The sequence below is a fragment of the Flavivirga sp. 57AJ16 genome (assembly GCF_028736925.1).
GTDB lineage: Bacteria > Bacteroidota > Bacteroidia > Flavobacteriales > Flavobacteriaceae > Flavivirga.
In genome coordinates this window covers 89,896-113,887 of sequence record NZ_JAQZAT010000009.1, presented here as the reverse complement: position 1 = coordinate 113,887, position 23,992 = coordinate 89,896, and the positions used below count along the sequence as shown (strand labels likewise).

Here is a 23,992-nt window from a genome sequence, read left to right as displayed (position 1 = left end):
TTTAATCTTCTATTAATGCTTTGTTTTTAGTTCTCTGAACCCAAATGATAATGCCTACTACAATCAATGCCATTGGTGCCAATAACATAAATCCGTTATTCTCATAACCAAACGCATAAACACCTGTTTTTTCAATAGGGTCTCCTAAAACTTTAAATCCTAATAAAGTTCCTGCTCCTAATAATTCTCTAAAAAATGCCACTATAATTAAAATAACACCGTAACCTAAAGAATTTCCAATACCATCTAAAAATGAACGCCAAGGTCCATTTCCCAATGCGAATGCTTCAAAACGCCCCATAATGATACAGTTTGTAATAATCAATCCTACGAAAACAGAAAGTGTTTTACTCAATTCGTATGCAAATGCCTTTAACACTTGGTCAACAATAATTACTAAAGCAGCAACCACAATAAGTTGAACAATAATTCTAATTTTTGACGGAATGATATTTCTCATTAAGGAAATAACCACGTTTCCTATGCCTAATACAAACAACACCGAAATAGACATAACAATTGCTGCCTCTAATTCGGCTGTAATTGCCAGGGCCGAACAAATCCCTAATACCTGAATGGTAATAGGATTGTTATCTGCTAATGGATCTTTAATTAATGCTGTGTCTTTTTTTGATAAAAGTCCCATATTACTTTAATGTTTTAAAATAAGGTACATACTGTCTTAATTCAGACTTAAGCATCGCTGAAACACCGTCTCCGGTAATGGTCGCTCCCGCAATGGCATCTACCTCATTATCGTTTTTATCTATATTCTTCGGATCATTATTGCCTTTAGCAACTGTAATCCCTTTAAAGCTTCCGTTGCTCATTAAGCTTTCGCCTATAAAATCATCCATAAAATAACGTTGCTTAATGTTAGCACCTAAACCGGCCGTTTCTCCTTTATGGTCAAAATAAGCACCCCGAACTACCATATCGACATCCATGGCAACATAGGCCCAAATGGCATCCCAAAGGCCTTTACCTCTAATGGGGGCTATATAAAATGTTTTACCATCTTTATTACCAACAAATAAAGGCAATCTTCTTTCTTTACCTGCTTTTGCTCTAGACTGTTCCTTCTTCACGTCAATTAGATAGGCCTCAGAATCTTCTGTGACACCATCTCCTTGTATCACTAATTGCTTAGTTATGTATTTTGAAAACAACTCTGGTGCCTCATCAGTAGAAACGAATATAGCACTGCTTTCATCGTTCGCATTAACACCCATAGCGTACAAAATGTTTTGTTGCTTTTCTAATCGTTCGTTATTATCAATTCTAGGCCTCAAGGCAGATGCGGTATACGCTAACAACCCTCCTACTACTATTACCATGGCAATGGCAAAAAGTATTGTATATATATTTGAATCCGTTTTTTTACTCATGATTAAGCTGTTTTTGCCTTTAAACGTTTCATTCTTTGTTTTACATTCCCTTGAACTACATAATGGTCAATTGTAGGTGCAAACACATTCATTAATAGAATAGCTAACATAACACCTTCCGGGTAAGCTGGATTGAACACACGAATTAAAATAGAAATAAAACCTACGAAGAAACCATAAATCCATTTTCCTTTATTTGTTTGGGAAGCCGTCACAGGATCTGTAGCCATAAACACCGTACCAAAGGCAAAACCACCAATTAGTAAGTGATGCCACCAAGTCGTACTCATTAATCCGTAAAACTTACTGCTCTCCGTTATCCATCCAGAATCAACCACTTGATTGAAGATCAATCCCATGACCAAAGCACCTATAACCGAAGACAACATGATTCTCCAACTTCCAATTTTTGTAAAGATCAAGAACAAACCTCCTAATAATATTAATAAGGTAGATGTTTCTCCCACAGAACCTGGAATAAATCCTAAGAACATGTCCATGACCTCATACCCTGCTTCTTTTCCCTGGGCCAAACTACCTAATATAGTTTCACCGGAAATAGCATCGAGATCTGCTCCAGCCAAAATTTCTTTAGTTCTTTCAACGGCGCCTTCAACCCAAACTTTATCTCCAGACATCCACGTAGGGTATGCAAAGAACAAGAATGCGCGAATCGTTAATGCCGGATTAAGAATGTTCATTCCTGTACCTCCAAAAACCTCTTTACCTATAACAACACCAAATACAACGGCTACAGCTAACATCCAAAGGGGAATATCTACCGGTACAATAAGTGGCACTAACATACCTGTTACCAAATACCCTTCTTCTACTTCGTGCCCTTTGATAATGGCGAATATGAATTCAATTCCCAAACCAACACCATAAGACACAATAACCAATGGTAATATTTTCCAGAAACCAATCATAAAGTTATCCATAGTCCAAAATTCAGAACTAAAGAAACTTCCCGCAGCTGCTTGTATATCTCCAACTTGTAAATTATGTTGATAACCAGCATTAAACATTCCAAAAATCAAACAAGGTACCATAGCCATTATCACGGTATTCATGGTACGCTTTAAATCGTCGGCAACCTTTATATGAGTACCGTTATGGGTAGTCTCATTTGGTAAGTATAAAAAAGTATGAATGGCACTAAATGCCGGTAGCCACTTCTTATCTTTATTCTTTTCCTTAAATCTATGTAAATTTTCTTTTAAACCCATTATCCTATCTCTTTAAGCATTAAGTCTAAACCTTCTCTTATAATTTTTTGATGTGGTTGTTTAGACACACAAACAAATTCTGTTAATGCAAAATCTTCTGGAGCCACTTCGTACATTCCTAAAGCTTCCATTTCATCTAAGTCCTTATACATACACGCTTTTAAGATTTGCATCGGGTAAATATCCAAAGGAAATACTTCCTCATAAGTTCCTGTTGTCACAAAAGCACGATGCTCACCATTTGTATTCGTGTTTAGATCGTATGTTTTCTTTGGCATTAGCCATGAAAACGTTAGTGCTCTAGATGTCGAAACCTTATTAAAAACAGGTTTGTTCCATCCAAAAAACTCATAATCATCACCTTCTGGAATTATAGAAATAACATTGCTATAATAATCTAAATAACCATCTGGCTGTATTTGTTTTCCGCTTAAAACATTTCCAGAAATAATACGATCATTACTATCTTTAGCGACACCTTTATCGTAAACCATAGTAGCGACTTCGCTTCCTATTTTAGTAATAAAATACCTTGGTTTTTCGACTGAAGAACCTACCAGAGCCACCATACGTTCGGCATTGAACTTGCCCGTTAACAATAGCTCTCCCATGATAACCAGGTCTTGCGGATTAATCGTCCAAACAACTTCTCCTTTATTTACTGGGTCTATCTTATTTATTTGTGTTCCTACATTCCCCGATGGGTGTGGTCCTGAAACACTGTGCAATGTAACACCAGTCAATCCTGCTAATGGCGAATTGCCATTTTTACCAACAGAGATATGTACTTTACCTTCTGTAAGCTTACCTAAAGCCGTAACAGCCGCTTGTAATTCAGCTTCTTTTCCTTGCAAAGTAAAATCCAAATCGGCTGCTAATGGTGCACTGGCATAGCCAGATATAAAAATAGCCTTTGGTACTCTGTCCGGGTTAGCAATAACATCGTATGGACGTTGCTTTACAAACGGCCAACAACCAGATGCCAATAAATGTGATTTAATAGTTTCAGAATTTGCAGCATCTACATCGAACTTACCATGTTCCTGGTAGGTTTGCTCTTTATCTGCCTTAATTTTGATGGCTAAAATTCTACGTTTTTCACCTCGAGATATTTCTAAAACTTCACCAGAAACTGGAGAAACAAACTTGATAGCTTCATTAGACTTATCGAAAAAAACAGGTTCTCCTGCCTTTACTTTAGTTCCAACTTTAGAAATTAATTTAGGTATAACGCCGTGGAAATCCTCAGGTCTTAAAGTATAAAAGTTGCTTACTATTGCCTTTTCAGAGGTTTTTTCAGCTTCACCCTTAAGTTTAATATCTAGACCTTTTTTAATGCGAATGTCGTTTGACATATTTTTTTTATTGAAGTTAGTTGTCTAAAAATCGGTGCAAAAATACAAATTTAAAATACAGTTTTCATAATAAATTGAATAGAATTTAACACACTTTAAAATAAGTTTATTTTCGGGCATGAAATTTGTTTATATTTACAAAAATGTCCTATAATGCCGTTTAAATTTTTCGCTTTTATATCTATTCTTTTAACCTCTAATCTAATCTTTAGTCAAGTAGAAGAAGTAAACCCTCCCGATTATATTAAAACAATCAATTTTAAGGGCAATACACCTGAAACACAATTACCCATTTTAAGACTTGGTGAATCTGTGATTTTAGAATTTGATGCCTTGAATGGTGATGAAGAAGATTTTTATTATAAGATTGAACATTTTAATTTTGACTGGACACCATCGGTATTGGTGAAATCTGAATATATGGATGGTTTTGATAACCAGCGTATCAGAAATTACGAAAATTCATTTAACACCTATCAAATTTATTCGCATTATACACTTACCATTCCTAACGCACAAACCAGGCGTTTAAAAGTCTCAGGAAATTATATGCTTTCTGTTTTTAACAGTGATAACATCCTTGTTTTTTCAAGAAAATTCATGATTTATGAAAACATGGCCCATGTGGGCGTGAGTGTTAAACGCTCGCGCGATGTGGAATTCATCGAAGAAAAGCAACGCATAGATATTGTTGTTGACTCCAATACCATGCCATTTAACAACCCTACTCAAACGATAAAAGCCGTAATCATTCAAAACAATAATCTAAAAACGGCTATTTCGAATATAAAGCCACAATATACTATTGGTAATCAGTTAATCTATAAATATGATAAAGAAACCAGTTTTTGGGGAGGCAATGAGTATTTGTTTTTTGAAAACAAAGATGTTCGAGCTGCAAATACAGGGATACAGAGCATAGATTTAAAAGACTTATACCATAATTATTTATATACAAACTTTGAGAGAGCCTCCAGGCCATATACCTACAACCCGGATATTAATGGGAATTATGTCATTCTAAACCTTGATGCAGAAAACCCAAGTATTGAAGCAGATTATGTCTGGATACATTTTTCTTTATTACCCATAGCGTCTTTAAAGAACAAAGACATTCATATCTATGGTAACTTTAACAATTATGTTATTGACGAAAGTACAAAAATGGTTTTTGACGAATCCCGTAACGTTTATACAAACACCTTGTTACTAAAACAAGGCTTTTATAACTACAAGTATATTGTAGCAAATAATAAAAGTATTGAAGAAGGCGTTATTAGTGGAAACTTCTACCAAACAGAAAACAATTATAAAGTTATTGTATATTATAGGGACTTAGGTGCAAGATATGATAAAATTATTGGGCTTGGTGAAGGTAGTTCCGTTAACATTTCGAACTAATAATAATGCTTTTTAACTGGTTTTTTAACCAAAGACATTAAAAATAACCACTAACCACTTAATATTTACTATTTTAGCACCCAACAAACACTTTGTATATTAGGAATTAGATGGTTCAACAAATTACAAGAGGTATAAAAATATCAGTGGTTACCACTTTTGAAGGCTCGTTTTATAAAAATTATAAAATGCAGTACGCTTTTGGATATACCGTAACTATTGAAAACCAAAGTAAAGATTCTGTGCAACTTAATGCGCGTCATTGGGAGATTTTAGACGCTTTAAATAATGTTGAAATAGTTTCTGGAGAAGGTGTTATTGGTAAAAAACCAGTATTAAAACCTGGAGAGTCCCATACTTATACTTCTGGATGCTTGTTAACCTCTCCTTTTGGGGCCATGCAGGGACATTATAGCATGGTGAACTTTACTACCACAAAAAAGTTTAAAGTGACTATACCAACTTTTAAGCTAAGCGCACCTTTTGCCATAAATTAACCGGCTAGATTAAATCTGATTTTTCATGGTTTAAAATGTACCGTCATTACGAGGGAGGAATGCCTGTGATAATTTGTTTATTCTAAACTCAAAACTTAACATAAACAGATTCTCACGTCGCTCTTAGGCACTCCTCAGAATGACGGAATATTGACCTAAAAACATCAAATGAAATGTCATTGTGAAGGAAGTACGACTGTGGCAATTTGTTTAATTTTAGTTTGAATTCAAAAGATTCTCGCGTCGCGCTTAGGCGCTCCTCAGAATGACAAGAAACATCAAACTTTTCTCTCAAATCTAAAAACCCTTCCGTTTTGCTTTATATGAAAGAATTTACAATTTGAATAATGTATGAATTCAAACCCTAAATCATAGTCAAAGGCATCATCTTCAACAACAAAGGTATCATGTACATCAGTATTTCCATATGGCGAAATACGTTTAAAATGATACTCAGTGTCATGTCCACTATAATGCAGCTCAAACCAAGCACCTGCAGCGATCCCTGACAACCATTGTGCTTTTTCGTGCAAACCTTCAACTGGTTTTGGCTCTAGAGTTCCAACAAAACTAGGTTGATGTGCTTTCAATTTATCTAAAAAACAACGTATATTTTCACTTTTTTGAGATCCTTTAAATTCTGAAACAACCCCCGTTTCAGAAACCTCAAAAGCATGATTTTTGGTATTTGCCAAAAGTACATTGCCTACAGTACTAGGTGTAAACCATTTAGATCTTTCTAGCTTCTTTTTAATTTTTGGATCGACCACCGAAGCTATTAAGCTATCTGTTACAAAACGGGCACAATTACATGCGTTTTTTTTAAAAGCGGCATAATAGATAAACCCACGTTTTTGCATTTTGGTAATATGTGTTCTCGCTTTTTTATAATCAACCACATCACAAACAGAAGCCACCAGTTTCCCCTCTCCATGTGTTAATTTAGGATGTGTTCCCAAAAACTTTAAAATGTCATTTAAGTTTTTAATCGTATTGTTTTCAATGACCGCTTTTATTGGAAAATCCAGTTCATTATCCGTATCCCTTCCCCGCACTCTTCCATTAGGTTCAGGAGTAATATAACGTCCAAAATCATGATACTCTAAAACGCCCGTTTTTTTATCAATCAATACTAAAGCAGCATGTCCTGCCCGCACATAGTTTTTTTTTCCAACCCCGAGAAACCTTAAATAAGGAGAAAACCATTCTTCAGAAACCATAACAATAGTATCTGGGTACGCCAATGTTAAGATAATGCCCGTATTATCCATTTACAACTTGTGGTAGATTCCATGTTTTAGTTGTCATGGTTTTATTGTGAAGATTTTCATAGTGCATCCTTACAGAACCAACTTCTTTTACGACTTGTGTGATACTGGTCGTTTTAACAAAACCTCGATCCATGATAACACCAAAATCCTTATTATCCCCCCCTGCGGTTCTATGGAATTTTAATACAGAAGCTTCACCTAATTCATTGTCATCTTTAAAAGACTCAAACCAACTCAACCTTTCTTTCTTCATGTCTTCGGAATACAATGTTGAAGAAGACCAAATTCTTGGTTCGTGCGGCAATGGCTTAAAATGCTTACGCTCTCCGTCCCAAACCATTTCATAAAATTTCAAACCAGCATTCCAATCTATGATGATCATAGTAAACGGCTCTATGTCTTGAAGATTATAAGTTTCAATCGTATCTTCTATATTATCAACAACCATGAAATCTTTAGCAACCATTCCCCTACTTTTCCTGTAGTTTAATTTACGTTTATGCCCTATAAATCCACCATTTAATACACAAACCACTCTATTTTTATCACTCAAACCAATCCATGTCCCACCGGCCACCTCATCTTTAGGAAATAAAGTTTTAATACCATTGGTCATGTAAAAGTCTGGTTCAAGCGATATCCTATCTGGAGCTTCATCTCTGTTAGAAGTCAGAACAAACCCCTTATTGGCCTTCGGAATAATTGTTACTGTACACATAAAATTAGTAGTCTAAATACGGTTTAGCAACTTACAAAAAATAAATAAATTTTAACTTCTTTTTAAACATCGTTAACGAGTACAGCTATTAAATAATTCGTAAATTTGCACCACATTTAATGAAAATTCAATAATAAAAAACACAAAAATCATGGGTAAAGGCTTTTTTAATGTACCAATAGCTATTAATGAACCTGTTAAAAGTTATGCTCCTGGTTCTCCTGAACGAGAAGCAGTACTAAAAGCATACAAAGAAATGTTCAATAGTAAAATTGACGTTCCATTATATATAAATGGAAAAGATGTAGAAACTGGTAATACTAGAACCATATCTCCTCCACATGATCACAAACATATTGTTGGCACATATCATTTAGCCGAGAAATCACATGTTGATTCTGCCATCTCTACCGCATTAGAGGCAAGAAAAAATTGGTCTCAAATGCCATGGGAGCAGCGTGCCGGTATTTTCTTAAAGGCTGCCGAATTAATTGCCGGCCCTTATAGAGCTAAAATAAATGCTGCAACCATGATAGCGCAATCCAAAACAATTCACCAAGCTGAAATTGATTCTGCTTGCGAGCTTATAGATTTCTTACGCTTTAATGTACAGTTTATGACTGACATTTATATGGAGCAACCAGAAAGTACCAGTGATGCCTGGAATAGAATTGAGTACAGACCGTTGGAAGGATTTACTTATGCGGTAACTCCTTTTAACTTTACTGCCATTGCCGGAAACTTACCTGCTTGTATGGCTTTAATGGGTAACGTTGTTGTTTGGAAACCAAGTGATAGCCAAATATATTCTGCAAAAGTAATTATGGATATTTTTGAAGAAGCTGGTGTGCCTCCTGGCGTTATCAATGTTGTTTTTGGTGATCCGGTCATGATAACCAATACTGTTATGGCCAGTCCGGATTTTTCTGGTTTACACTTTACTGGCTCTACCTTTGTTTTTAAAGAACTTTGGAAACAAATAGGAAACAATATACACAACTATAAAACATATCCTAGAATTGTTGGAGAAACTGGAGGTAAAGATTTTATTGTTGCTCATAAATCAGCAAACGCGAAACAAGTAGCTACCGCTATTGTACGTGGTGCTTTTGAATTTCAGGGACAGAAATGTAGCGCTGCTTCAAGAGCTTATATTCCAAAAAGTTTATGGAGCGATGTAAAAAACATGGTTATAGAAGATGTAAAATCTTTTAAAATGGGATCCCCCGAAGACATGAGTAACTTTATTACGGCTGTAATCCATGAAGGCTCTTTTGATAAATTGGCAAAGTATATCGATCAGGCTAAAGCGGATGCAGATGCCGAAATTATAGTTGGTGGAAACCATGACAAAAGCAAAGGCTATTTTATTGAGCCTACTGTTATCGTTACTAAAGACCCAAAATACACAACCATGTGTACTGAGTTGTTTGGTCCTGTAATTACTATCTACGTATATGAAGATGACGCTTATGCGGACACTTTAAAATTAGTAGATGAGACTAGTGAATATGCTTTAACTGGCGCCATACTTTCAACAGACAGGTATGCAGTCACTCAGGCTACGGAAGCGTTACAAAATGCTGCAGGAAACTTCTATATTAATGATAAACCAACAGGTGCTGTGGTTGGACAACAACCATTTGGTGGTGCCAGAGCTTCTGGAACAAACGATAAAGCAGGAAGCGCGCAAAACTTATTACGTTGGGTGTCGCCTAGAATGATAAAAGAAACGTTTGTTACACCAACAGATTACCGTTATCCGTTTTTGGGTGAGTAATATTCCTGCCTTTCGACTCCGCTCAAGATAAACTTTGGCAGGAATCCCATAATCGGGAAACCTAAATTTAACATATAAAAAGAGACTGTCTGAAATTTTGGAACAGTCTCTTTTTTGTTTTGTAAACTTATGTAATTGAGATTGTTGGCTTTGTCAGAAAAATTAGCATGCTTTGCTTGGCTTCAGATATAAAAAACTAAAACGATTTTATACCATGTCGTTGTGTGTAATTAAAAAAAACGAACCTCTATGAAATTAGAACAATGGACATTATTTATCGATATGCTTGGCTACGGAAACATAAACGGCAATATAACCAATGAAAATGAAGCTAAAGATTTTATAAAATTTATGCAAAGTAATGTTTCTATTTTTATCAAGCAGGATAATGACGGAAAGAAGAAAATATATGAAAATCAAGAATTTGATTTATACAAATATTATGACATCCAGACAGCCTTAGTATCAGATTCACTTATAATAAATTATCTACCCAAAGAAGTTAATGAAGAAATAGTTGAAGGAAAAAGAATACTACATTCTGCAAACACATTTTTTATTATTATTAATAGACTTCAAGAGTATATATATAATTGTATGTCTAATAAAAGCATTTTGATTCGTGGCGGAGTATCTAATAAATATTGCCTTGTAGAAAACAACTTTGCCGTAGGAGAAGGTGTAATAGATGCCTATATCCAAGAGTCGAAATTTGCGGTTTTCCCACGTATAGCGATAAGTAAAAACATTACAAACAACAAACCACTAATTAAAGCATTCGATTTTCTTTGTAAAGCGATTTATAATGAAACCTCTTTTTTAGAAAAATGCGAGAATGATATTTACTATATTGATTATTTAAAACATAACATTTCCTTAACCAAAAAAAATCCTTTTAGTTTACTTACTATAAATAAATTTATTGAAGTACATAAAAATACAATTTCAAAAAACCTTGAAAAAATTCAAGAGCAAATCAATTCTCTTCAAGAAGTCGATAATGATTTTGAATTAAAAAAAGGGAAATTAAAGCGAAGTGAAAAAAAAATATTGTGGTTGAAAAATTATCATAATCAAAAAATGCATGAGTTTAACAAAGATTACATTATAGAATAAAACTATACAATTTAGTTGTATGAAATTAATTGCCTAAACTAACATAGCTAATCTTTTTACATAGACACGTTAAACGAACATTTTAACAAACTATTTTCTACCCTATATAAAAATTGAAATGTTTCAGCTCTAATCATTTACGTTAAATCAATAATTAAGAGATTCCTGCCTTCGCAGGAATTCATTAAATTTGAAAATAATGTCCCCCTTTTTAATCCAACAAACGTCTTAAGTATATAAACGATTAAAAACATATAATTATGAAAGAATTTATGATGATTTTCATTGGAGCCGATTACACCGATCTTGGTTTATCTCCAGAAGAACTTCAAAACCGCATGGGCAAATGGTTTGCTTGGAATGACAAAATGGAAAAAGCGGGCGTGCTTCGCGGGGGAAATGCTTTAACCCCTGCCATCCGTCGTGTTGTTGGTGCAAACAGAACCGTAACAGATCTTACTTCGGCAGAAGTTAAGGAAATTGTTGGCGGCTATTACATTGTTGAAACTACCGATTTTGATGCCGTTCAAAAAATTGCTGAAGATTATCCTGATTATGACCTTGGTGGTACTGTAGAAATTCGTGAAATCATGGTATTTGATCGCTAATGGAAACAAAACTTATTGACCATTTATTCCGCTATCATAGCGGAAAAATGGTCTCTGTTTTAACTCGAATTTTCGGGCTTTCGCATCTTGAAATCATTGAAGATGCCATTCAAGATACTTTTATAAAAGCAAGCATTTCCTGGCGCGTCAAACAACCTGATAATCCTGAAGCATGGTTAACCAAAGCGGCTAAAAATAGAGTTATAGATCTTTTTAGAAAACTTAATACCGAAAAAAAACAGCTCCCTAGTATTATTCACGGTACTCATACCATTGCCCTAAACGACCTCTTTTTAGATACCGAAATTGAAGACTCGCAGCTTCGTATGATTTTTACGGCCTGTCATCCAAAATTAGATCCCAAAGACCGTATTTCATTTGCATTAAAAACAGTTTCAGGATTCAGTATTAAAGAAATCGCTTCTGCCCTATTAACCAAAGAAGATAGTATAAAAAAAAGATTGACCCGTGCTCGAAAAGCCATACAGCAATCTCAATTAAAATTCCAAATCCCTCAAGGGGAATCATTACCCTTGCGATTGGAAAGTGTCATGGAAGTATTGTATCTTATCTTTAACGAGGGGTTTCATTCCAATAGGAAAGATACCCTTATACGAAAAGAATTATGCGGAGAAGCCATGCGTTTATGCAAAATGCTTCTTAAAAATAAGCACACTCGCACTCCTGAGGCGTATGCCTTGTTTGCTTTAATGTGTTTTCATTCGGCTCGTATTGAAACCAAAACGAATGCTGATGACGAACTCCTAGATTTAAAAACCCAAGATAGAAGTCTATGGCATTCTCCTTTAATAAAACTGGGAAATACTATGATGAATAAAGCTGTGGACACCTCTATATTTTCCTGTTATCATTATGAAGCTGCCATTGCTGCCGAGCATTTGCGCGCCCCTCGTTTTGAAGATACCAATTGGAGCAAAATACTCCATTGGTACGAATGTCTCCATACCATTCAGCCCATGCCAATTCATCTGTTAACGATGGCAGTTGTTTGCCTACAAAATAAAGACTACGAAACATCCAAAAAATATCTTGATCAAATTAAACCTGAAGACTTTGTTCAAAGAGCATACTTATATCATGGAACATTATCCGATTTCTATTGTGCTATAAACAACCCCAAAGAAGCCATTAAACATATTGACTATGCGATAAATATGGTTAATAACAAATTTGAAAAAAGCTATTTACAAAAAAAGAAATCAAATCTATTATTGGCTGAAAATCAATAAAAAAGATTCATTTTAGCTTTCCTACCATTAAACTTAATCAATTATTGATACTTAAAAAGCAAAAGCAAACGTTATACCATTTTCACTTTAAAGTTACTCAAAAAAAATACAGTTATTTTTTGTTTAGGCAAAAAAGAAAAGCAAGTGCTCAGCTTGACTGGGTAGCAAGCATAGCCTAGCTACGTTTAAGTTTTATTTTGAAGCATAAACGGAAAAGAACAAATTTTAGTGGGTAACTTTAAAGTGAAAATGGTATTATATATGTAAAATATCACTAACTTTAATGTTTAGAATTTTATCCCAAAATACTTGCTCGTAGCATGAAAAGAGTTATCATAATAATGTTAATATTTTTACCAATATTAACTTTTTCACAATCCAATAAGTTTTTCAGGAAAGCTGTAAGAGAAACCGATTTAAATGAAAAAATAGCTCTTTTTACTAAAGTTTTAGAGTTAGATTCTAAAAATCTTGATGCTTATTTTTATCGAGGTATAGCAAAAAATGATTTAGGAGACTATCATGGTGCCATTGTCGATTACTCTAAGATAATTGTATTGAATCCCGATGCCGACACCTACTATAATAGAGGAAATTCCAGATATAGCTTAAAAGATTTTGTTGGTGCCAAAAGTGATTATGGTAAAGCTTTTGAAATGGATTCTACCTTTATGGACGCTTTATATAGCCTTGGCTGTGTAAAATATGATTTAGGAGAGTATATAGAAGCCATAAAAGATTTTAGCAAGGTCATAAAAGCAGTGCCTACCCAACCAAAGACTTATTTATTAAGAGCCTCTGCATATAAAGCCTTAAAAGAATATAAAAAAGCATTAGAAGATTATTCCCTAGCTATTTTAGCAGAACCAAGTGCCGATAACTTTTATAATAGGGGCGTGTTTTATATGGATATTAATTCCTATCAAAACGCTAATACCGATTTATCGACCTCATTAAGAATTAATAAAAATAATACGTTTGCATACTTTTACAGAGGTGCCTCCTATTTGTTATTGGGCAAATACAATAACGCCATTTCTGATTTTTCTACCGCATTGAAATTTGATGCCAAAGATTTTGATGCCCTTCTTGGCTTGGCATTGGCCTATTACAAAATGGGAGACATTCCCAATGCTAAATTGAATTTACAAAAAGCAAAGTCGATAATATCTCCAGAAAAAAGTATTGATAGCCTCGATTTGTTTGCTAACACCTACTGGTTTCAAAATCAGTACTACTATTTTAACAATAATATGACGCCTTTATTGAAACTGTAAGAATACTATCTTCTAAATTTTAGCGGTAAGTGTACCACTTTCTTAGTTTCAAAAAAATCTTCGTTATAAAAATCGCTTATGTTATATATTGTTGTTGTTTTATAGTCTTGAAGTTCCTCGCTTAAATCCCCTCCCTTTAAGTATAAAATGCCATTTCTAAGATCATGCTTTTGTTCTTTGGCAATCTTACCTTTTACCCAATGCACAAAGGTTGGCATAGCAGCCACAGCACGACTTACAACAAAATCGTAGGTATCCTTAATTTCCTCGACACGGCTATGTGTCGTTTTTACATTGGTTAACCCCAAACCTATAACGACCTCATCTACAACTTTTAATTTTTTGGCAATGCTATCAACCAAATGAAAAGAACATTCCGGGAACAAAATAGCTAAAGGAACTCCAGGAAATCCACCACCGGTACCAACATCCAGAATGCTGCTCCCTGCTTTAAACTTTAAAACTTTTGCTATAGCCAAAGAATGCAACACATGACGCAAATAAAGCTCATCAATATCTTTACGAGACACCACATTAATCTTTAAATTCCAATCTTGATAAAGGGTTTCCAACTTTCTAAACCGTAAAATCTGGTCGTCTGTTAGCTCTGGAAAATATTTTAAAACTAGCTCCATAAGTGTTAAATTTTCAACAAAAATATACTTTTTAAACACATATTTTTATAAAAAAACGTTATTACTTAAGTTCGTTTATACTTATCTTTGTGCCCTATATAATAATTGGAATTTATTCCTTCTTATATTTTAAATTAATAGCATGAGTAAACAAGCACTAACCTTTTCAAGAACAGATCCAGCTAAATTTTTTAAAACACTTAACAGGCGTGTTAATGATTATTTTAAAGACAATAATATAAAACGCACTGGAAACTGGAAATTGTACACTAAAGCCATCGTTATGTTTTCGTTACTTATTGTACCGGTTGTATTGATTTTTACAGTTGATCTGCCTGGATGGGTACAAATTATTTTCATGATGATAGTAGGCGTGGGTATGGCTGGTGTTGGCATGAATGTCATGCACGATGCAAATCACGGTTCTTTTTCAAGCAAGAAATGGGTCAATAAATTAATGGGAAGCAGTATTTATATTTTAGCTGGAAATGATTATAACTGGAAGGTTCAGCATAATGTTTTGCACCATACCTATACGAACATACAAGGACATGATGAAGATATTGACGCTGGGAGAATCATCCGTTTTTCAAAACATACTAAATGGCTTAAAATTCATAAATACCAAAAATATTATGCCTTCTTTTTATATGGCTTATTAACGGTAAATTGGGCCATCACAACAGATTTCAAACAAACATTTTTGTACTTAAAAAGGAAACTTTCTTATGGCAAGTTCCCTAACCCGGCAACGCAATGGACTAAATTAATTATTGGTAAAATTATATATTATGCTATTTGGGTTATTTTACCATTGGCTTTAGGTTTTACCTGGTGGCAAGTCTTAATAGGATTTTTCATTATGCATTATACCGCTGGAATTATTCTAAGTGTTATTTTCCAATTGGCACATGTTATGCCCAATACAGAAATGCCTTTACCGGATGAAAATGGCAGCATGAAAAATACCTGGGCCATTCATCAATTATTTACAACATCAAATTTTTCACCCAAAAGTTGGCTAGTGGAATTCTATACTGGTGGATTAAACCGACAGGTCGAGCATCACTTATTTGCTCAAATTAGCCATATTCATTATAATAATATAGCAAAGATCGTTAAAAAAACCGCAAAAGAATTTAGTTTGCCTTATAACGAGTACGATACTATTTGGAAAGCTATTTATGAGCATTACAACCAACTAAAAACATTAGGAGAAAAACCTAGTTTAGCCTAAAACTCACATTTATCACAACACAACACATATAATCAATGAATTTATTATCAGATAGAATTTTAAACATGTCTACGTCTGCCACTTTAGCTATGGCGGCAAAGGCAAGAGAACTTAGAGCGGAAGGCAAAGATATTATTGGGTTAAGCCTTGGAGAACCAGACTTTAATACGCCAGATTTTATTAAAGACGCAGCCATTCAAGCTATAAATGATAATTACAATTCGTACTCTCCAGTTGATGGATATGTGGAATTAAAGCAAGCTGTTATTACTAAATTTAAACGTGATAATAACTTGACCTATACGTTACCTCAAATAGTTGTTTCAACAGGTGCTAAACAATCTTTGGCAAATATTGCCGCTGTCATGCTTAACAAGGGAGACGAAGTCCTTTTACCTTGCCCTTATTGGGTGAGTTATTCTGATATTGTTAAATTAAATGACGGCGTTCCTGTAGAGGTTAAAACATCTATTGATACCGATTTTAAAATGACACCAGAACAACTTGAGGCAGCTATCACCCCAAACACCAAAATGATGTGGTTTAGCTCGCCTTGTAACCCAAGTGGTTCTGTTTATAGTAAAGAAGAATTAAGAGCCCTAGCAGATGTGCTGGTTAAATACCCGAACATATATGTTGTTTCTGACGAAATATACGAGCACATAAACTATGTAGGCGGACATGCAAGTATGGCCGAGTTTGACGATATGTACGATCGTACCATTACGGTAAATGGTGTATCTAAGGCCTTTGCTATGACAGGGTGGCGCATTGGTTTTATTGGCGCTTCAGAAAAAATAGCACGTGCTTGTAACAAAATGCAAGGTCAAATTACAAGTGGTGCTAACTGTATTGCGCAACAAGCTGTTATTACAGCGCTTAACGCGCCTCCTACCCAAGTAAAATACATGATTGATGAATTTAAAGTTCGTCGCGATTTAGTACTTGATCTTTTGGGTGGCATTGAAGGCTTTAACTCAAATACTCCGGAAGGGGCTTTTTATGTGTTTCCAGATATTTCTTATTACTTCGGAAAAACATTAAGAGGTAAAACGATAAATAATGCTACAGATTTTTCTTTGTATTTATTAGAAGAAGCTCTTGTGGCAACTGTAACGGGTGATGCTTTTGGTAATCCTAATTGTATTCGTATTTCTTATGCGGCGTCTCAAGAGCAGATTATTGAGGCTATTAAGCGTATTAAAGAAGCTGTGACCTAAAAAATTATTTTTTGAAAACAAAAAAACCAGAAGTTATATTTTCTGGTTTTTTTGTTTTTTGCCATACTGCATTATTTTTAAAACTGTGATAGTTTATATTTAATACAATATCCAAATCTAGACCCACTATTGTTATAAACTTCATTGCTAAAACCTATTTCTGGTCTAAAGTCCTATGAATACCATAGTTATTAAATTCGTTTCGTAAATATATCTTTTAGTTATTGTTTTGCTTTTGCATTTTCTTCAGATTTTGCCCCCATTCTATTAAATGTATGCATAGGTGCAAATTTTAATTTCAATGCAGCTATTTTTCTATTATCAGCGCTTGTCAACCCTTCTTTTTCTACAGTATTTTTTCTAGTATCAATAGCTTCATAAATCAGTTTGATTTCATCCCAATCTTCTCTGGAATAAGCATCTTTGTTTTTTTCGACTGTCGACACAAATGTTTCATAAACACTTAAAATATTGTCTTTATTAATCCACATAAATTTCATATCATCTCCAGAATAATCCTTTCCTAATAAGGATCGTCTTAGAGCCGTTTTTAATGTGTCTTGTTGTATTCTTTCATTTTCAGCAATCACCTCAGCTTTAAAAGCCTCGTAATCTGCTGTCGATTTATCCATAGCCTCTTGCATCTCTGCTTTTTCATGAATACCCTCAATGGCATTACTTGCCTCAGCCTTGTTGTCTTTGTAGTCCTTCTCAATAGCATCCCAATTTTTAGCGGCTTCATTGGTAGACACACCTGTTACCGAATCTACATAAGTATGATATCTTTCTAATTTTTCTTGTGCTATTTCTTTCTTACCGTCTTTTTTACAAGATGCAAATATCGAAGCTATGGTAATGATTACTAATGTTATTTTTATTGTTTTCATTTTTTTTATTGGTTTATAAAAATTATTATGGCACAAAGGTGCAAACTAGTACCACTTAACACGTTACAACATTTTAAAAGATTGTTACAGAACTCCTACACATTTGTTAAATAAACTATTGTGGTAATGTATTATTTGGTGTCCTGCATCTCTTTTTTATCCCTGTTATAGATTATCCCAAATCAATTCCTTAAAAAGAAATTATATAAACCTTACAAAAAATGTTGTAACGCCTAAATCCCTTACTTGAAATACATTTGATAAATAAAAAAGCTTAGGAGGTTGTAAAAAATTGTAACAAAAAAAATTTATCAACCAACTAAAAAGATAAGGTTCAATATCTTAAAAATGAAACTATAAAACTCAAAAAGGTATCAAACTCCTTAATAAATATCAAATCTTATGGAGAAGCTATGGAGAAGCAATGGGTACTTTTCAAAAAAAAACTTCAAATATTGATTAACCATTTATTCTTTAGTACTATGAAAACTCAAATAAAATATCTAGTAGGAATGGACTCATTACAAAAAATGTTAGTTTTAAGTCTTCATGCAGAAGCAAGCTACGAACAATTAAAAACGAAAACCAATCATATGGATATTAGAGATTGGCTTACTGCAAAACAAGAATTAACAACAGATTTTATCTTGAAAATTTTAACTCTATCACAAGAGTTTGAAATTCATCCACAATCACCTCCTATTAAGAAGGCAAGCCTTAATCAAATTTGGCTAAACATGAAGCTCAAATTTATAAGCATTGATAATAATTTGATAATAAGGAAATGTCAAAAAATCGATAAGACCATGTTAGATGCCCTAAATCACGAAATTAAATGGGGCCTTATTACGACTAATATTCATCAATTTTACACAAATTACAAGAATAAATTAAGAAGCTTGAAACCATTCGCAAGTGAAAATTCGCAAACTGGCCATTCCTTACAATCTAAGGTATATGCTCTCGAACACACTCATAATAACAATTCTATAATAAACGCTAAAAATTATGTAAGGCATTAATTTCAACATACACATATCTTTGAATTAATAAATTATAAACACAAAAAACATGACAATTAAAATAGGACTATCAAAAAAAGATTTAGAAAGAAGTATAAAAAACTTAACCGTTGTATTATCGAACAAAATGATTTTATATGTTAAGCTGAGAAAATTTCACTGGAACGTTTCTGGAAATAGTTTTATGGAGTTACACAAACTTTTTGAGGACCAATACAATAACATAGAACATTCTATTGATGAAGTTGCAGAGCGTATTAGTAAACTTGGAGGTAAAACTATAGGTACCATGAAGGATTTTTTAGAGCATACCACTTTAAAAGAATCTACTAAATATGAATCTCAAGAAAATATGTTAACTGAATTGTTAAGCGACCATGAGGCTATAATTACAAACACCAGAAAGATGATTGTCAACATGGAGAAAGACTCAGAAGATTTTGGAACTATAGATTTCTTGACGTCTTTAATGCAATTACATGAATCTCAAGCTTGGATGATAAGAAATTATCTTTCTTAAGATCTAAAAATTTAAAGATGAACATGATAGGGATGAAAGGAATTAGAAAGCGTTAAAAGGCTAATTGAAACAAAAACATGACCAATTGACGACGATAATCTATTGATGATCGAAGGAAAAAAGATAGAACTTTAGGGACAATTCAAAAAAATAGGCAGATCCAAACAGGAATTGTATGGTTTGATCTCTAAATTATGAGGCCGCTCACTTTCATTTTTCTATTTCCTAAAACCTCCTTGCGAGCAGACAGAAATAGACTAAAAAAAGTCAAGATATATTCATAAAATTGCCCGAAAGCCGATTATTATCATTATTGTTATTTTGGTTTGTTGTTAATAAATTGGCCTGTAGGGCATTTTTTAATTTTTCATATTTATTTTAACAATGAAAAACAGCATTACTGTAACTCATAATACTCTAAACATACTAGGTTTTATTGCCATTGTGTTTATTCTATATGTCTTGAAGCCAATCATCATGCCTTTACTGTTAGCAATGATTTTCTCAGTAATGGTATTCCCTGTCCAAAAATTCTTCGAAAAAAAATTAAAATGCAACCGTTTGTTTGCTACATTATCTTCCATTGCCATTATTATATTTATAACAGCATTAGTGATATTCTACATTTATTTTCAAATAAATAGTATCAGTAATAATGGTGAAAATTATTCAACAAAAATTACTGAATTATATTATAATACCATTGGTTATTTTGAGGATATTCTAAATATCAGCGAAAGGAACTCGTTAGCCAATAAAGATCTGAAAGTTGAAAATCTAGTAAAAGGGAATTTCGATAAGATTGGTAAATTCATTTCAGAATCCGGTTCTCTTTTTAGTGATCTTGCCTTAATTCCCATTTACCTATTCTTCTTCTTGTATTATAGACGTTTTTTAAGGGCGTTCGTTTACAAACTTTTTAGGAACAATTCCAAAAGTTTTCTAAATTATATGATAAAAAAAATATATAATGTTCAAAGAAACTATCTCTTAGGATTAACAAAAGTAATTATCATAGTAGGTATTTTAAATACTGTAGGCTTACTTATACTAGGTATTAAAAATGCCTTTTTCTTTGGTTTTTTTGCAGCTCTTTTATTATTGATCCCTTATATAGGCATTATTATTGGCTCATTAATTCCAGCCATTATTGCACTTGCTACAAAAGATAGTGCATGGTATGCTTTTGGAGTTGTTGCTGTTTTTGGATTTATTCAGTTTCTTGAAGGCTATTTTATTACGCCAAAAATAACAGGTTCGAAAGTGAGCATAAATGCTTTTATTTCCATTTTATCCCTTATTGTATTCTCAATGCTCTGGGGTATTTCGGGGATGATAGTAGCCCTTCCCATTACGGCTTCTTTAAAAATAATTTTTGATGAAATTCCTAGGCTTAATGCTTACGGATTTTTAATTGGAGAACCCGTAGATAAACACCTTCATAGTAATGCCAGAAACAGGTTAAAACGCTGGAAAAAAAATAAAAAATAAAATAATAATGTTCTACCTTTACAAGTGTAATACATCAAGACATGACATTATTCCTAAAATTCGATTTTCGTGCTATTTGCAAAAAAGTTCTGGAGGACACATTGCAAGCTTATAATATAGAATATAAAATAATGGGGTTTGGGGAAGTTGAGCTTCTAAAAAAACCAACCACAGAAAAAGCACAAATGCTTTTTGATGCTTTAAAAAACTACAACATTGAAGTTGTAGAAAATCAAAAAAGTATCCTCGTACAAAAAATAAAAGATACTATTATTGATATGGTTTTTAATGAAAATACCGAAGTTCATGTAAAAACCTCTGCATATTTATCGGATACATTAGGGCATAGTTATGGCTATTTGTCCAACCTATTTTCAGAAGTCACTTATACCTCAATAGAAAATTTTATCATTCTTCAGAAAATAGAATATGCCAAACGACTTATTATTAATGACCGTTTGAGTTTAACTGAAATTGCTTTCAAACTCAATTATTCCAGTGTCGCACATTTAAGCACCCAATTTAAAAATACGACGGGCATTACACCATCTGCATTCCAAAGAATTATTTCTAAAAGGCGTGAACTAAATCAACAAAACTAATCCCTCATGAAAAAAGATTTTATTCATATTATATTAGCAGACGATGATGAAGATGACCGTATGTTTTTTACAGATGCCTTCGATGAATTAAAAATAGGCACCAAAGTAAAAACCTTTAATGATGGGATATATTTGATGGATTATTTGAATTCAAATAATTGCGAATTGCCCCATGTGCTATTCCTGGATTTAAATATGCCACGAAAATCCGGTTTAGAATGTTTGTACGAGATAAAAGCAAACCCTAAATTCAACGATATTGCCATTGCCATCTATTCCACTTCAGCATCAGAAGAAGACATTGAAAAAACCTTTGTGCAAGGCGCCAATATCTATATAAAAAAACCTAGCAGTTTTAAGGTTCTTAAAAAAGTCCTTTCCGAAGTGGTAACCACTAACTGGCAATACCATACCAATGGCTTAAATAAAGACAATTTTTTATTAAGACTATAATATTATGCCTTACAGATTACACAAAAAGCTTTGGTTTGTAAAAACAGTTGTTTATGTGTGCGCTTTTGTCATACTGCTTGTTGGCGGGATGACCTATAAAAATATACAAAGCTTGTCGCAAGCTTCAAATCTAGTAACGCACACTTATAAAATAAATGTAGAACTAGAACAGGTTTTGTCATACTTAAAAGATGCTGAAACCGCACAAAGAGGTTCTATTATTACCAACGACCCTCTGTATTTAGAACCTTATTATTCAGGAAGGGACAGTATAAACAATAGTTTTGCAGAACTAAGAGAGCTTTTAAAAAACAATCCCACCCAACTAAACAATCTCAAAGAGCTCAATAAGTTGATAGATGTACGAATAGCCTGCTTTCAAAAATCATTCAGGTTTTCTGCCGTTTCAGATTTAGGGAATCCAGTATTTAAAGAAAATTTTTGGGCGGGAAAACAGGCCATGGATGCAGTAAGGGATAAGGTTAAGCATATGATTGCCCTAGAAAACAAATTATTAGAAGAACAGCAATCTGAACTTAAAGAAAACTTAAAAGTTACGCCCATTTTTTTATATATGGTTTTATTAATGTGTTTACTGTTAATGTATGGTGCATACGCAAAAATCATTTCAAACTTAAAAAAGTTAAAAAAATCAAACATTGAATTAGAAATGTTTAAAGAATCTGCCAACTTATCTGAAATTGTAAGTAATTATGGTAATTGGGTATGGAATATTGATGAGAACACCTATATATATTCCGATAATTTATATAGGTTATTAGGCGAAGAACCCAATGCGTTCCATCCTTCAATAGAAAACTTGTTAAAATTTGTGCATCCAAAAGACATCAAGAAATTGAATAAAGACATCAAAAAAATGATGGAAAATGAAAACTTGCCATATACTTATTTTAGGATTGTTCAAAAAAATGGCAAAATAAGGCACTTAAAGTCATTTGCCAAAAAAGTAATTAATACCGATGGCAAAAAGCAGCTTATAGGCACCACCTCAGATGTTACAGAGGAAGTCAAGAGCTTCAGACTACTAGAAGAACATAATCTTACCCTAGAACGCAATAATAAAGAGCTATCTGCTTTTAACTATGTTGCAAGTCACGATTTGCAGGAGCCTTTAAGAAAGATACAGACCTTTTTGTCCCGTCTTGAAGAAAAAGAGGCCGAGAACCTATCGGAACCAGGTCTAAAATATGTCGATAGAATCAAAACCTCCGCTACAAGGATGCGTTTATTAATTGATGATTTACTACAATTTTCCAGGACCAATAAAGCCGATAAGGTTTTTGAAAAATCCAATCTCAACTTGCTTTTGGAAGGTGCCAAACAAGATTTGGCAGAAGCCATCTCTAACGAAAAAGCCATTATCAATGCCAATGAATTTCCTATTGTAAAAGTCATTCCTTTTCAAATTCAACAATTGTTTGCCAATTTAATAGGTAACTCTATTAAATATAGGTCTTTAGAAAGAACACCAGAAATAACAATTACCTACAGCAAAGTTAAAGCAAGCGAAGAGTCCAATATCAAAAAAGGGAAAAAAGACAATTATCATAAAATTACATTTATAGATAATGGTATTGGCTTTGATAATGCATATGCAAAAAAAATATTTGTGCTTTTTAACAGACTGCACAATAAGGACGAGTATTCTGGAACTGGTATTGGTTTATCTATCTGTAAAAAAATCATAGAAAATCACAAAGGTTTTATTATTGCAAAAGGGAAACCTGGAATTGGTGCAAAATTTACGATCTACCTTCCAGCAAAACTGTAAACTATTCTAGTCCTCATTGCTTTCTTCTTATACCCAATGAATTTTAAAATGATTGGTGATAAATTTGAATTATATTTTCTTTAGATGAGATAAAAACGAATTTAACCAGTTGTTTTGAAGTTTATTTGGTATTAAGCAAAGAATTTTTTAAAACGAACCTTGCCTTACCGAAACAGGTTCTGCACAGATAGCGAGAGTGGCAATCCCAGCTCAAAACCCTGGAGCAAAGCCTAGTGAAGTTCC

At 33.5% G+C, this 23,992-nt stretch carries 23 protein-coding genes; 15 read left to right on the top strand and 8 right to left on the bottom strand.

Annotation, left to right across the window (positions count from 1 at the left end; all coding sequences use genetic code 11):
- Position 1: 1 nt before the first annotated feature.
- Genes PQO00_RS11550 through PQO00_RS11535 form a run of 4 tightly spaced genes read right to left on the bottom strand, consistent with a single transcriptional unit; the run spans position 2 to position 3,972 of the window.
- Positions 2-646 carry an NADH:ubiquinone reductase (Na(+)-transporting) subunit D gene (locus PQO00_RS11550; protein ID WP_274185000.1) on the bottom strand — a complete coding sequence of 215 codons (645 nt, stop codon included), beginning with the start codon at positions 644-646 and terminating at the stop codon, positions 2-4.
- A 1-nt stretch (position 647) separates the two neighbouring features.
- Positions 648-1,388: a Na(+)-translocating NADH-quinone reductase subunit C gene (locus PQO00_RS11545; protein WP_274184999.1), complete on the bottom strand. Its 741-nt coding sequence runs from the start codon at positions 1,386-1,388 to the stop codon at positions 648-650.
- Between the two features lie 2 nt (positions 1,389-1,390).
- On the bottom strand, positions 1,391-2,617 hold the full coding sequence (locus PQO00_RS11540) for an NADH:ubiquinone reductase (Na(+)-transporting) subunit B (protein ID WP_274184998.1): 1,227 nt from the start codon (positions 2,615-2,617) through the stop codon (positions 1,391-1,393).
- Complete coding sequence (locus PQO00_RS11535) at positions 2,617-3,972, bottom strand: Na(+)-translocating NADH-quinone reductase subunit A (RefSeq protein WP_274184997.1); 1,356 nt, start codon at positions 3,970-3,972, stop codon at positions 2,617-2,619. The genes PQO00_RS11540 and PQO00_RS11535 overlap by 1 nt, the downstream gene beginning before the upstream one ends.
- A 153-nt stretch (positions 3,973-4,125) precedes the next feature.
- Here PQO00_RS11535 and PQO00_RS11530 point away from each other — a divergent pair, with 153 nt between their 5' ends.
- Positions 4,126-5,373, top strand: a complete 1,248-nt coding sequence (locus PQO00_RS11530) for a DUF5103 domain-containing protein (protein ID WP_274184996.1) — start codon at positions 4,126-4,128, stop codon at positions 5,371-5,373.
- Positions 5,374-5,483: 110 nt separating this feature from the next.
- Complete coding sequence (apaG, locus tag PQO00_RS11525) at positions 5,484-5,870, top strand: Co2+/Mg2+ efflux protein ApaG (RefSeq protein ID WP_274184995.1); 387 nt, start codon at positions 5,484-5,486, stop codon at positions 5,868-5,870.
- A gap of 278 nt (positions 5,871-6,148) precedes the next feature.
- Here the strand turns inward: apaG and PQO00_RS11520 are convergent, their stop codons facing one another.
- Together PQO00_RS11520 and PQO00_RS11515 are read right to left on the bottom strand one after the other, a co-directional pair.
- Positions 6,149-7,141: a DUF6695 family protein gene (locus tag PQO00_RS11520; RefSeq protein ID WP_274184994.1), complete on the bottom strand. Its 993-nt coding sequence runs from the start codon at positions 7,139-7,141 to the stop codon at positions 6,149-6,151.
- Positions 7,134-7,859: an NRDE family protein gene (locus PQO00_RS11515; protein WP_274184993.1), complete on the bottom strand. Its 726-nt coding sequence runs from the start codon at positions 7,857-7,859 to the stop codon at positions 7,134-7,136. The genes PQO00_RS11520 and PQO00_RS11515 overlap by 8 nt, the downstream gene beginning before the upstream one ends.
- A gap of 151 nt (positions 7,860-8,010) precedes the next feature.
- Between PQO00_RS11515 and pruA the strand changes: the two genes are divergently transcribed.
- From pruA to PQO00_RS11490, 5 genes are all read left to right on the top strand, one after another.
- Positions 8,011-9,639, top strand: coding sequence for an L-glutamate gamma-semialdehyde dehydrogenase (gene pruA, locus PQO00_RS11510; protein ID WP_274184992.1), 1,629 nt, complete (start codon positions 8,011-8,013; stop codon positions 9,637-9,639).
- Positions 9,640-9,888: 249 nt separating this feature from the next.
- A complete protein-coding gene (locus PQO00_RS11505) occupies positions 9,889-10,755 on the top strand; it encodes a hypothetical protein (protein WP_274184991.1) in 867 nt (288 codons plus the stop codon).
- Between the two features lie 272 nt (positions 10,756-11,027).
- Positions 11,028-11,363: a YciI family protein gene (locus tag PQO00_RS11500; protein ID WP_274184990.1), complete on the top strand. Its 336-nt coding sequence runs from the start codon at positions 11,028-11,030 to the stop codon at positions 11,361-11,363.
- Positions 11,363-12,613 carry an RNA polymerase sigma factor gene (locus PQO00_RS11495; RefSeq protein ID WP_274184989.1) on the top strand — a complete coding sequence of 417 codons (1,251 nt, stop codon included), beginning with the start codon at positions 11,363-11,365 and terminating at the stop codon, positions 12,611-12,613. Before PQO00_RS11500 ends, PQO00_RS11495 begins: the two co-directional genes overlap by 1 nt.
- Before the next feature lie 320 nt (positions 12,614-12,933).
- Complete coding sequence (locus PQO00_RS11490; protein ID WP_274184988.1) at positions 12,934-13,890, top strand: tetratricopeptide repeat protein; 957 nt, start codon at positions 12,934-12,936, stop codon at positions 13,888-13,890.
- 5 nt (positions 13,891-13,895) lie between these two features.
- On the opposite strand, the gene rsmG is transcribed toward PQO00_RS11490, so the two are convergent.
- The gene (rsmG, locus tag PQO00_RS11485) at positions 13,896-14,525 is read right to left on the bottom strand and encodes a 16S rRNA (guanine(527)-N(7))-methyltransferase RsmG (protein ID WP_274184987.1); all 630 of its coding nucleotides are present in this window, start codon (positions 14,523-14,525) and stop codon (positions 13,896-13,898) included.
- A gap of 142 nt (positions 14,526-14,667) precedes the next feature.
- Between rsmG and PQO00_RS11480 the strand changes: the two genes are divergently transcribed.
- Both PQO00_RS11480 and PQO00_RS11475 read left to right on the top strand, forming a co-directional pair.
- The gene (locus PQO00_RS11480; protein WP_274184986.1) at positions 14,668-15,762 is read left to right on the top strand and encodes an acyl-CoA desaturase; all 1,095 of its coding nucleotides are present in this window, start codon (positions 14,668-14,670) and stop codon (positions 15,760-15,762) included.
- Positions 15,763-15,797: 35 nt separating this feature from the next.
- The gene (locus tag PQO00_RS11475; protein ID WP_274184985.1) at positions 15,798-16,982 is read left to right on the top strand and encodes a pyridoxal phosphate-dependent aminotransferase; all 1,185 of its coding nucleotides are present in this window, start codon (positions 15,798-15,800) and stop codon (positions 16,980-16,982) included.
- A gap of 221 nt (positions 16,983-17,203) precedes the next feature.
- On the opposite strand, the gene PQO00_RS11470 is transcribed toward PQO00_RS11475, so the two are convergent.
- Complete coding sequence (locus PQO00_RS11470) at positions 17,204-17,869, bottom strand: hypothetical protein (RefSeq protein WP_274184984.1); 666 nt, start codon at positions 17,867-17,869, stop codon at positions 17,204-17,206.
- Positions 17,870-18,351: 482 nt separating this feature from the next.
- Here PQO00_RS11470 and PQO00_RS11465 point away from each other — a divergent pair, with 482 nt between their 5' ends.
- The 6 genes from PQO00_RS11465 to PQO00_RS11440 all read left to right on the top strand — a co-directional run bounded on the left by PQO00_RS11465 (position 18,352) and on the right by PQO00_RS11440 (position 23,749).
- Entirely contained in the window at positions 18,352-18,891 is a 540-nt protein-coding gene (locus PQO00_RS11465; protein WP_274184983.1) for a hypothetical protein, read from the top strand.
- A gap of 49 nt (positions 18,892-18,940) precedes the next feature.
- On the top strand, positions 18,941-19,411 hold the full coding sequence (locus PQO00_RS11460) for a Dps family protein (RefSeq protein ID WP_274184982.1): 471 nt from the start codon (positions 18,941-18,943) through the stop codon (positions 19,409-19,411).
- A 384-nt stretch (positions 19,412-19,795) separates the two neighbouring features.
- Entirely contained in the window at positions 19,796-20,902 is a 1,107-nt protein-coding gene (locus tag PQO00_RS11455) for an AI-2E family transporter (protein ID WP_274184981.1), read from the top strand.
- A gap of 41 nt (positions 20,903-20,943) precedes the next feature.
- Positions 20,944-21,504: an AraC family transcriptional regulator gene (locus PQO00_RS11450; protein ID WP_274184980.1), complete on the top strand. Its 561-nt coding sequence runs from the start codon at positions 20,944-20,946 to the stop codon at positions 21,502-21,504.
- 6 nt (positions 21,505-21,510) lie between these two features.
- Positions 21,511-21,957 (top strand): response regulator, encoded by a 447-nt coding sequence (locus tag PQO00_RS11445; protein ID WP_274184979.1) that lies wholly within the window; start codon positions 21,511-21,513, stop codon positions 21,955-21,957.
- Between the two features lie 4 nt (positions 21,958-21,961).
- A complete protein-coding gene (locus tag PQO00_RS11440; RefSeq protein WP_274184978.1) occupies positions 21,962-23,749 on the top strand; it encodes a CHASE3 domain-containing protein in 1,788 nt (595 codons plus the stop codon).
- The last annotated feature ends 243 nt before the right edge of the window (positions 23,750-23,992 follow it).